This window comes from Mesorhizobium sp. M2A.F.Ca.ET.067.02.1.1, assembly GCF_004023285.1.
GTDB lineage: Bacteria > Pseudomonadota > Alphaproteobacteria > Rhizobiales > Rhizobiaceae > Mesorhizobium.
This window is the reverse complement of the sequence record NZ_RZSB01000177.1, coordinates 1-9,091: the sequence shown is the minus strand read 5'-3', so window position 1 is coordinate 9,091 and position 9,091 is coordinate 1. Positions and strand designations below refer to the sequence as shown.

Annotated in this window: 10 protein-coding genes and 1 pseudogene; 6 read left to right on the top strand and 5 right to left on the bottom strand. The window is 64.6% G+C overall.

What is annotated here, in order from left to right; translation table 11 throughout:
- Positions 1-142: 142 nt before the first annotated feature.
- Positions 143-1,639 carry an aspartate aminotransferase family protein gene (locus EOA28_RS14640; RefSeq protein ID WP_127250751.1) on the top strand — a complete coding sequence of 499 codons (1,497 nt, stop codon included), beginning with the start codon at positions 143-145 and terminating at the stop codon, positions 1,637-1,639.
- A gap of 6 nt (positions 1,640-1,645) precedes the next feature.
- Here the strand turns inward: EOA28_RS14640 and EOA28_RS14635 are convergent, their stop codons facing one another.
- The gene (locus tag EOA28_RS14635; RefSeq protein WP_127250752.1) at positions 1,646-3,643 is read right to left on the bottom strand and encodes a BTAD domain-containing putative transcriptional regulator; all 1,998 of its coding nucleotides are present in this window, start codon (positions 3,641-3,643) and stop codon (positions 1,646-1,648) included.
- A 160-nt stretch (positions 3,644-3,803) separates the two neighbouring features.
- On the opposite strand from EOA28_RS14635, the gene EOA28_RS14630 reads away from it, so the two are divergent.
- Entirely contained in the window at positions 3,804-4,040 is a 237-nt protein-coding gene (locus EOA28_RS14630; protein WP_128314988.1) for a hypothetical protein, read from the top strand.
- A 34-nt stretch (positions 4,041-4,074) separates the two neighbouring features.
- On the opposite strand, the gene EOA28_RS14625 is transcribed toward EOA28_RS14630, so the two are convergent.
- The 3 genes from EOA28_RS14625 to EOA28_RS14615 form a co-directional block, all read right to left on the bottom strand.
- On the bottom strand, positions 4,075-4,449 hold the full coding sequence (locus tag EOA28_RS14625; RefSeq protein WP_127250754.1) for a YciI family protein: 375 nt from the start codon (positions 4,447-4,449) through the stop codon (positions 4,075-4,077).
- 93 nt (positions 4,450-4,542) lie between these two features.
- Entirely contained in the window at positions 4,543-5,952 is a 1,410-nt protein-coding gene (locus EOA28_RS14620; protein ID WP_127250755.1) for an ATP-binding protein, read from the bottom strand.
- Positions 5,949-6,665: a response regulator transcription factor gene (locus EOA28_RS14615; protein WP_126081630.1), complete on the bottom strand. Its 717-nt coding sequence runs from the start codon at positions 6,663-6,665 to the stop codon at positions 5,949-5,951. The genes EOA28_RS14620 and EOA28_RS14615 overlap by 4 nt, the downstream gene beginning before the upstream one ends.
- Positions 6,666-6,903: 238 nt before the next feature.
- Between EOA28_RS14615 and EOA28_RS14610 the strand changes: the two genes are divergently transcribed.
- The 4 genes from EOA28_RS14610 (at position 6,904) to clpS (ending at position 8,384) form a co-directional block, all read left to right on the top strand.
- Positions 6,904-7,209 carry a hypothetical protein gene (locus tag EOA28_RS14610; protein WP_126059731.1) on the top strand — a complete coding sequence of 102 codons (306 nt, stop codon included), beginning with the start codon at positions 6,904-6,906 and terminating at the stop codon, positions 7,207-7,209.
- A 37-nt stretch (positions 7,210-7,246) separates the two neighbouring features.
- Positions 7,247-7,495 (top strand): hypothetical protein, encoded by a 249-nt coding sequence (locus EOA28_RS14605; protein WP_126081632.1) that lies wholly within the window; start codon positions 7,247-7,249, stop codon positions 7,493-7,495.
- A 140-nt stretch (positions 7,496-7,635) separates the two neighbouring features.
- On the top strand, positions 7,636-7,950 hold the full coding sequence (locus tag EOA28_RS14600) for a hypothetical protein (protein ID WP_245463350.1): 315 nt from the start codon (positions 7,636-7,638) through the stop codon (positions 7,948-7,950).
- 128 nt (positions 7,951-8,078) lie between these two features.
- Positions 8,079-8,384 carry an ATP-dependent Clp protease adapter ClpS gene (clpS, locus tag EOA28_RS14595; protein WP_042640247.1) on the top strand — a complete coding sequence of 102 codons (306 nt, stop codon included), beginning with the start codon at positions 8,079-8,081 and terminating at the stop codon, positions 8,382-8,384.
- A gap of 165 nt (positions 8,385-8,549) precedes the next feature.
- Here clpS and EOA28_RS14590 read toward each other — a convergent pair.
- A pseudogene (locus EOA28_RS14590) lies at positions 8,550-9,091 on the bottom strand (hypothetical protein); the annotation flags it as partial.

Sequence of the window (9,091 nt, the reverse complement as noted above, 5' to 3'; positions counted from 1 at the left end):
GGAGACGGCGCTGTCGCGCTCGACGCCCAGTTGCCAGTTCGAGGCCTGAGGACGATCCGCGGCGTCGTCCATTTTCGAGTGGCGACGCCGCGGTGATTGGCTGCACATTGGCCGATCTGGAAAGGGCTGCGGGAGAAATCGCATGGATAGCTTGCGGGAATTAACGGCCGCTGACGAAACGCTCGATCCGGCGGACTGGGCCGATGCGGAAGCGCTCTCGCACCGGATACTCGATGACGCCATCACCTATCTCAGGGATGTGCGTGAGCGTCCGGTGTGGCGCGAGATGCCGGCCGATGTGCGATCGTTCTTCAAGACACCCCTGCCGCGATCGCCGGCGCCGGTGGCCGAGGTCTATGACGATGTCGCCCGCAACGTCATGCCTTATCCGATGGGCAACATCCATCCGCGTTTCTGGTCCTGGTATATGGGGGCCAGCAACTTCACCGGCGCGATCGGCGATTTCCTGGCCGCGATCCAGGGGTCCAATCTCGGCGGCGGCAACCATGCCGCCGGCTTGCTGGACAGCCAGGTGGTCAACTGGATGAAGGAGATGATGGGCTTCCCGGCCTCGTCCAGCGGCACGCTGGTCAGCGGCGGTTCGATGGCCAACATCATCGGCTTGACCGTGGCGCGCAACGCCAAGGCCGGCGTCGACGTGCGCGAGCGGGGTGTCGCCGCTATGCCGAAGCCGTTGCGCTACTACGCTTCGGACCAGGTCCATTCCTGCCACCGCAAGGCCATGGAAGCGCTTGGCCTCGGCAACCGGGCGCTGCGGCGAATCCCGACCGACGCAGGGTTGCGCATCGACATCGGCGCGCTCAAAGCGGCCATCGCGGAGGATCGCGAGGCGGGTTTCAAGCCGGCCTGCGTGATCGGCACCGCCGGCACGGTCAACACCGGCGCGGTCGACGATCTGCAGGTGCTGGCGAAAGTGGCGGCCGAAGAAGACCTCTGGTTCCATGTCGACGGCTGCATCGGCGCGCTGATCGCGATCGCGCCCGAGAACCGATCGCTCGTCGCCGGTATCGAACAAGCCGATTCGATCGCGCTCGACCCGCACAAATGGCTGCATGCGCCTTTCGAGGCCGGCTGCGCGCTGGTGCGGGACGCGTCGGCCCACCGCAACACATTTGCCGTCACGCCGGAATATCTGGAATCGACGCCGCGCGGCCTTGCCTCCGGAGCGTGGCTGAACGACTACGGGCTTCAAACGTCGCGCGGTTTTCGCGCGCTGAAAATCTGGATGGCGCTGAAGGAGCATGGCGTCGAAAAGTTCGGCCGGCTGATCGACCAGAACATCGCCCAGGCTCGTTACCTCGCCGGACTGATCGAGGCGGAGCCGGCGCTCGAACTGATGGCGCCGACCACCATCAACATCGTCAGCTTCCGACACCGGCTTGATGACGGGTCCGAAGAGCGGCTCAAGGCGTTCAACACCGAGATCATGTTGAGACTGCAGGAAGAGGGCATCGCGGCTCTGTCCGACACGACCGTGCACGGCCGGCATTGCCTGAGAGTGGCGATCGCCAATCACCGCACGCGCCGCGACGATCTCGACCTGCTGGTGCGCGAAACGCTTCGGCTGAGACGGGAAATCGAGGCTGCGACGCTGCCGGATGAAGACAAGTGCGCCTAGGACGTGTCATTCGGGCAGGCCGGCCAGCCGCAGGGCCTCAAAATATTTGGCGAAATAGGCCGGCCTGATTGGCCCAACCCGGTGCTTGAGGTTGGAAAGCGTCAGTTCTGGGTCGAGCTGCCGCGAACGCGCGATATACTTGCTCGCGGCATCCCGCCTGCCGGCCATGGCATTGCTGGCGGCGGCTACACGCAGACCAGTAAGATAATATGGCTGCGCCCGTGAAGCCGCTTCCGCCAGCGGCCAGGCGGTATCGTAGCGGCCGGCCACGAAATGGGCGAATGCGGTGAAGGTCTGCATGAAGAAGGTCAGCGGATCGAGCGGGCTCAGCCGTCTTGCCCGCGACAGGTGCTCGATGGCGATGTCCGGATCGCCGTAGCAGGCCTTGAGGTAGCCGCTGGCGCTCCAGGCGGTGGCGCAGTTCGGGTTGAGCACGAGCGCCCGATCGACCAGCGCCGAGCCGGCCTCGTAGTCGCCGACGACGTAGCCAAGCGCCACACTGCTGAAGGCCAGCGCCACCGCATCGTCTTGACCGTGAATGACGACGTTGCCGACCAGGCGGGCGACTTCGGCGGTCTCCTGATGCCGGTTGGTCATCCAGCCATTTGCCATCCGCCAGAAATAGCACCAGGCGGCAGCGCCCTGTGTCGCGGCAAAGTCGGGGTCGAGCTCGATGGCCTTGTAGAACTGCGGCAGCGCCTCATCCAACCCCTCCCTCGTCCAGCGGTAAAGGCTCGTCATGCCGCGCAGATAGTGGTCATAGGCGTCGAGACTTTCGGTAGGCTTGCGCTTGGCGCGGGCCATCTCGGCCTGCTCGAGCCGGGGCGAAATCGCGCCGATGACGCGGGAGGCGACGAGGTCCTGCAGTTCGAATACCTCCGACACGTCGCCCTCGAAGCGATCGGCCCAGAGACTTGTCCCCGCCGCCGCCTCGACGAGCTGGCCGGCCACGCGCAGCCGGCTGCCGGCCTTGCGGACGCTGCCTTCCAGCACGTAGCGGACCCCAAGTTCGCGGCCCACGCGGGTGACGTCGACCGCCCGGCCCTTGTAGGCAAAGGCGGAATTGCGTGCGATCACGAACAGCCAGCTGACATGCGACAGCGCCGTCGTGATCTCCTCGACGACGCCGTCGGTGAAATAGTCCTGCTCGACGTCGCCGCTCATGTTCTGGAACGGCAGGACTGCGATCGACGGCTTTTCCGGCACCGAAACGGCAGGGCGCGGCGCCTTCATTTCCTCGGACGTGCCGCTGTCAGCTACTGGCTCCTTCGGCGCCATGTCGGGCGCTTCGATCCGTTCGACCAGCGCCCGCGTCGCCTCTTCGGGTTCGACGCCGAGCTCGCGCTTCAGGGCTTCCCTGCAGGCCAGGAACTGGCGGAAGGCGTCGTTGGTCTTACCGCGGTGGTGGAAGATGCGGATCAGGGCGCGGTGGGCCTGCTCGGCGCATGGGTCGAGCGCCACCAATCTTTCGGCCAATGCTTCGCAGGCCTGTTCCTCGCGTGCGTCCCATCCCGGCAAAAGGCTAAGCCGCTCGGCCAAATCCAGCGCCTTGCGCGTGTAGTTCGCCCGAAGCGGCGCAAGCCATTCGTCGACCTCGCCCGCGAAAGACAACCCGTCGAGCAGATCCCCCCGGTAGAGGTCGGCAGCAGCCGCAAGGTTAGTGCCGTCTTCGGCCTGCCACGCGCCGTCGAAAACCCAGATGTCAGCCTCATCGGCATCCGCCGCCAGCCAGATGGTGTCGGCATTGCCTTCGACGCGAATGGCGGCGTCGCCGGTTGACGGAAACAGCCGCCTTATGTCGACCAGGGCCTGGCGCAGGCTGTTTCGCGCTTGTTGCTCGCCGCTACCGGCCCACAACATCGCCGCCACCCTCTCGCGGCGAAGGCCCTTGGGACCGGCCAGGACGAGCGCGGCAAAGAGCAGCGACGTCTTGCGCGTCGCGAAATGCAGAGGTTGCCCGCCTGCGGAGACAACCTCGATGCCGCCAAGCAATCGGATATGCACCCCGGCCCCCTTGAAAAAGCCCTGGGCAGAATATCACGTCCTGCATTCGACTTAACGACGATTTAGCGCGGTTTTTCCCGCGCTTTCACGCTTGGATGAACATCGGCCAAGCGCGCCGGTGGAACATTGCCTTCGTGAATTCGAACGAGGGAGAATGGGAATGGCGTATATCAGCATCAGAACCTTCCACCCCACCACCCGGCTTGCCGCCACGTTTGCCACCAATATCGCGATGGCCTTCGCTGGGCTCCAGCGCCGATATCAGGTTGCAAGGCGGCGTCGGGCTTTGGCCGGGCTGTCGATGTCGGAACTGAAGGATTTCGGCTATCCAGTCGATGAGGCTCCCGCCGATATCGCGGCGCGCGACCGCATTGTCAGGCGTCGCGCGCAGCAGTGAACCGCTTGCGAGTAGGCGGCAGCGGGAATAGATCTCAACCAGCCGCCAGCGCGGCGCCCGGCAGATAGAGCATGATCGGCCGGATCTCGTAGACGGCGGAAGGGTTGACGCGCTTGAGATCGCGCGCGGCAGCGATAGCTTCGTCCTGGTCGGCGCAGTCGAGGACATAGAGGCCGAGCAACTGTTCCTTGGTCTCGGCAAAGGGACCGTCGATCACCATGCCGTCGCCGGGACCGCGCAGCGTCACGGCCTGTGCCGTCGCGCCGAGCCTCGCCGCCGGGCCGAGCTTGCCTTCCCGGGTCAGCCTGTCGTTGACCTCGAGCAGGTCCTTCATCAGTGCGGCATCCTCGTCTGGTGTCCATGACTGGACGGTGTCTTCGACGTGGTAGGCAAGGATGGCGTAAAACATGGGGGCGGATTCCTCGTGCAGAAACGGGCGCACTATCACAAGGAAGAGGTTATCGATCCAGTACCGGCGTGGAACCGGCAACCGCCTGCTGACTCAAGCTGCCACCGGCAGCCGCAGCTCCGTCAGTAGGCCGCCGCCGGGGTAATTGGAAAGAGCGACCTCGCCGCCGGCGCCGCGGGCGATGTTGCGGGCGATGGTGAGGCCGAGGCCGAGGCCGCCGGTGGTGCGGTTGCGCGATTCCTCCAGCCGCACGAAGGAGCCGAACACCGCGTCAAGTTTCGCCTGCGGGATGCCGGGGCCCTCGTCGCGGATCGAGAGCGTGATCGTGTCGCCCGTTCGCCGCACGCCGAGATGCGCTTTCTTGCCGTAGGTCACCGCGTTCTGGATGAGATTGGTGATGCAGCGGCGCAGCGCCACCGGCCGCGCGATGCAGATCAGGCCGCGCGAAGGCGTCGCATCCTCGTCGAAGGATGCATCTTCGAAAGAGTCCGCCACCGATTCCACCAGCGACCAGAAATCTATCCGCTCGGCCTTTTCCTCGGTCACCTCGAATTTGGCGAAGTCGATGACGGAACTCGCGATGCTTTCGATGTCGGCGAGGTCGTGCGCCAGCGCCTCGCGCGCGGGCGACCTGCGCAACAGTTCGAGGCGGAGCCGCATGCGGGTAAGCGGCGTGCGCAGGTCATGCGCCAGCGCCGCCGCAAGGTGCTCGCGGTCCTCGACGTAATCGCGCAGCCGCATCTGCATGGCGTTGATCGCCTTCGCCGCGGCGCGGATCTCGCGGCTGCCGCTCTCTGAGATCGGCGGGCTTTTCAGGTCGTTGCCGATACGCGTCACCGCCGTTTCCATCATCCGGTAAGGCGCGGTCAGCCGGCGCAGCGACCAGATCGACATGATGACGATCAGACCGGCGATCAGCGAGTAGAGCGGCAGGCTGTCGAGGCTCAGGATCGGCCCCGCCGGCGTGATCGGTTCCGTGAAATTCAACCATTGCCCGTCGGAAAAACGCAATGATGCCGTCAGCTTGTCGCTCTGCGCGAAATCCGCGGCGAGGACCAGAAGGTCGCGTTCGACCTGGCCGACATCCTTGTTCACCGCCTGACCGTCCGGGACGTCGGCCTCCTGGGTGGCCGGATCGCGCCGCACGCGCGCATCGGTGATGCCGAATTTCGACAGGCGCCCGACCAAGATGTCCTCCAGTTCGGCCAGCTCGTCGTCGCCGGCGATCGAGGAGGTAACGGCGGGCGTGTCCGAAACCGTCAGCGCATAGGTCGAGTTGAACAGGCCGGACGCGGTCGCCTTGCGCTCTTCGGGCGTGGCGTCGTGCATCAGCTGCACGAGCGAATAGGCGCGGTCGTTCAACCGGTAGAGATCGACGACACCGTTGGCGGCGGCGCGGTCGCGTGCCACGATGTAAAGCGTCGCCACCTGGCTGAGCATGAGGCCGGCAATGACGATGAGCAGCACCCAGGCAGGCAGGGTCTGCGGCAGAAAGCGTCTCATTCGGACGTTGTCTCGGGCAGGAACTGATAGCCGCCGCTGCGCACCGTCAGGATCAGTTTCGGCGTTTTCGGATCGTCTTCCATTTTGCGGCGCAGGCGGCTCACCAGAATGTCGACGCTGCGGTCGAAGCTGTAGCCGGTGTCGCCGCCGGAGAGCTCGATCAGCTGCTCGCGGGTCAGCACGCGTCCCGCGCTCTTGACGAGGGTCTGCAACAGGTTGAACTCGGCCATAGTCAGCTCTACCCGCACATCGTCGGGGGCCGTCAGGCGGCGGCGGGCGCAGTCCATCGTCCAGCCGGCGAAGCGGTATATCTGCTTGGCGACGGGGCGGCGCGGCTCGGCGCTGCCGTTGCGCCTCAGCACGGCGCGGATGCGGGCCAGAAGCTCGCGCGGATCGAAGGGCTTGGGCACATAGTCGTCGGCGCCCATTTCGAGACCCACAACACGGTCGGTCGTCTCGGTGACCGCGGTCAGCATGATGATCGGCGTGGTGTAGTTGGCGCGGATCTCGCGGCAAAGCTCGAGTCCGCTCCTTCCGGGCAGCATCACGTCGAGAACGATCAGGTCCACCGGCGTGCGGCGCAGGACCGCCTCCATCTCGGTGCCGTCACCGGCTACCGTCGTGTGCAGCCCGCGCTTCTGGAAAAACTCTTGCAGCAGGTCGCGTATGCCCTTGTCGTCGTCAACGATCAGTATGTGTGCGTCCGATTTCACTCGAAACCTATGATTCTGTTAGCCGGGCGTCCCTTCGGCGATCTCTCACACGATAGAATTCGGGCCACATCTTGGCCAGTGGGCGCGATCGCCGCGCCGGTCGGGTTCCCCAGAAACAATCCAGAAACAAAATTCTACAGTCGAGAAAAACTGCTGAAAAATTTCAAGGTCATAACCGGTGCCGTGGCGGTCAGGTCATCGGCTGCGACGCAAGTTTCCGGAGTAACGGACGAGACCAATGCAGAGGTTCTGGATCAGCGTGATGGGTGCTTTGCTCAGCATATCGCTCATCACAGCAGCGGCCGGCGCCTCAACCGCAAAGGTCGCGCCACCGCTCACCCGGACCGAGCGCTGCACCAATCTGAGCCGTCAGGTTGACGAAGCCCTCGAAACCCATGCCGCGGCAACGCAGGTCACTGCGGCGAAAGCACTGCAAAGAAAGGGAGACCGGTTCTGCGCCAACAAGAAACAGGCACAGGGTATCCGGATGCTCGCAAACGCTTTGAAGCTGCTTGGAGTGACACCGATCGATCCCGTTCAGTGACGCTCATCAAGATCTGCAAGAAAAAGGAAATGAAGCCATGAAGAAGTCCATCCTCTCCGCCCTCGGCCTCGGTGTTGCCCTCGCTTTCGCCATGCCGGCTCTCGGCAACGCCGCCGCCACGACGACCGCTGCTCCGGCTGCCTCGACGACCACGACCGCTCCGGCCGACGCCACGGCCAAGCCGGTGAAGAAAGTTTCGGCCAAGAAGACCGTCAAGAAGCACAAGAAGGCCGACACGAAGAAGGTCGTCAAGAAGACCGAGAAGAAGGACGCCCCGAAGACCTGATCCGGGCTTCGACATCATCCTGCAAAGCCGCTCCGGCTCAGGCCGGGGCGGCTTACGCGCGACGGAAGCCTTCTCGATCGGCAAGTTTCCGCCGCGCACCATTAACCTGATTGCAATGCCGGTGCTGTAGGACAATCCGCATGAAGAAGCGGTTTTCGTCCCTGATGCGTTGGCTGACACTCGGCGGCCTGATCGTCACCGCGGCCGCGCGATCGTTGATCATCTTTACCGCCAGCCCCGTGCTGGATCCAGCCAGCGGCAGGACCGAGCCAGAGCTGTTCGCTCCGCTGATCTCTTCAAGCTTCGACTACATCACGCCGGCGCAGTCCTGGATTCTTCTCGTGCTGACCGGCTCGACGATGATCGGCTTTGCCGCCTGGATGCTCTTTGCGCTGCTGGAGCGCGGATCGGGCGGCCCCGACAGGTCGCGCACGGCCGGGCGGCAGGGCCGTTGACCGGCAGCCAGCGCTTCCCCACATAGTGTTGATCGCCCTGGCCTTGTCGCCGTTGCGCAGTCAAATGGACGAGCGCGTTCCCGCGTGACAAAGTGATGTGAAACCCAGTTCATCGCTGGTGGATTCCGATGCCCGAAACCGTCATCAAACCCCGTGTCAAGGCGCAGCCGAAGACCGAGCGGCCGAAGCTCTACAAAGTCATCCTGATCAATGACGATTTCACACCGCGCGAATTTGTCGTTACTGTGCTCAAAGGCGAGTTCAAGCTCAGCGAGGACCAGGCGCATCGTGTCATGATCACGGCGCACACGCGCGGCGTCTGCGTCGTTGCAGTGTTCACCAAGGATGTCGCCGAAACCAAGGCGACGCGGGCGACCGATGCCGGCAAGGCCAAGGGCTATCCGCTGCTGTTCACCGTCGAGCCGGAAGAGTAGGGTCTTTTCCCTCGCCCCGTTTACGGGGAGAGGGACAGCGAGGCCGGCTTGCCGGCCGCGCAGGGTGAGGGGTAAGGCAAGCGCCGATCTCTAATTGCAAACGTTGGCGCCGCCCCTCATCCGCCCTTCGGGCACCTTCTCCCCGTGAACGGGGCGAAGGAAGAGCTACCGCCCTTCGCGATACCACATCGAGCCGATGGCGAGCAGCAAGAGGCCGAGGCCGAGAAAGCCGCCGAACAGCGGCACGCGCGATACGGCCTTGAGCGTGCTGTCGTCGGTGGTGCGCAGGCCTATCCAATCGTCACCCGAAGCCGCCGCCGAAGAGCGGATCGGCACGATCGACGGCAGGGCCACGCCGCCGGCGAGATTGGCGAGCGTGGATGACGGCGCCAGCCGCCGCACGCTGCCGCCCGTCGCTTCGGCCGGCGCCTTGAGCCTGTCCTCTGTCGAGACCACGTCCTGGAATTCCGGCGCGTTGACCGGACCGACATGGGCGAGCGCGGTGAGATCGCCATTGCCGATCTGGTAGAGTCCGATCTCGCTGGTTCGCAGGCTGCCGGTGAAGATGCCGGGCTCGGCTTTCTCGAGCTTCACCGTCATCGTCTTGCCGGAGGGCGTGATCACCTGGGCGGGGCCCGGATCGTCGCTCATCGACTGGCGGCGGATCTCCAGCATCATGCCGCGGCCGTCGGCCGTCAGCCGTTCCT

Excerpts from the sequence above, each read along its gene's own strand:
- EOA28_RS14640 (WP_127250751.1), top strand. The coding sequence starts at position 143 with ATGGATAGCTTGCGGGAATTAACGGCCGCTGACGAAACGCTCGATCCG.
- EOA28_RS14630 (WP_128314988.1), top strand. The coding sequence starts at position 3,804 with ATGGCGTATATCAGCATCAGAACCTTCCACCCCACCACCCGGCTTGCC.
- EOA28_RS14625 (WP_127250754.1), bottom strand. The coding sequence starts at position 4,449 with ATGTTTTACGCCATCCTTGCCTACCACGTCGAAGACACCGTCCAGTCA.
- EOA28_RS14620 (WP_127250755.1), bottom strand. The coding sequence starts at position 5,952 with ATGAGACGCTTTCTGCCGCAGACCCTGCCTGCCTGGGTGCTGCTCATC.
- EOA28_RS14610 (WP_126059731.1), top strand. The coding sequence starts at position 6,904 with ATGCAGAGGTTCTGGATCAGCGTGATGGGTGCTTTGCTCAGCATATCG.
- EOA28_RS14605 (WP_126081632.1), top strand. The coding sequence starts at position 7,247 with ATGAAGAAGTCCATCCTCTCCGCCCTCGGCCTCGGTGTTGCCCTCGCT.
- EOA28_RS14600 (WP_245463350.1), top strand. The coding sequence starts at position 7,636 with ATGAAGAAGCGGTTTTCGTCCCTGATGCGTTGGCTGACACTCGGCGGC.
- clpS (WP_042640247.1), top strand. The coding sequence starts at position 8,079 with ATGCCCGAAACCGTCATCAAACCCCGTGTCAAGGCGCAGCCGAAGACC.